This window comes from Sphingomonas sp. 10B4 (assembly GCF_035019905.1).
In the GTDB taxonomy this organism is placed as follows: Bacteria; Pseudomonadota; Alphaproteobacteria; order Sphingomonadales; family Sphingomonadaceae; genus Sphingomonas; species Sphingomonas glacialis.
Map to the genome: position 1 here is coordinate 1 of NZ_JASJVC010000279.1, position 278 is coordinate 278.

At 45.3% G+C, this 278-nt stretch carries 1 protein-coding gene; it reads left to right on the top strand.

Annotated features, from left to right (window positions below):
- Window positions 1-278: ATP-binding cassette domain-containing protein (locus QN347_RS19810; protein ID WP_323494397.1), on the top strand; the 278-nt coding region annotated here is incomplete at both ends.

Here is a 278-nt window from a genome sequence, read left to right on the forward strand (position 1 = left end):
TCTGTATCCAGGCCAGCGTGCCGAAGGCAAGATTATGTACAACGGTAAGAATATTTTAGATGCCGATCAAGACATCAATCTTTTGCGCGCCAAAGTTGGTATGGTGTTTCAGAAGCCGACACCGTTCCCGATGTCGGTGTATGACAACATCGCATTCGGTGTTCGCTTGTATGAAAATTTGTCCAAAGGTGAGATGGATGAACGGGTTGAATGGGCATTGAAAAAAGCAGCATTGTGGACCGAAGTTAAAGACAAGCTCAATAAGAGCGGTCTGAGTT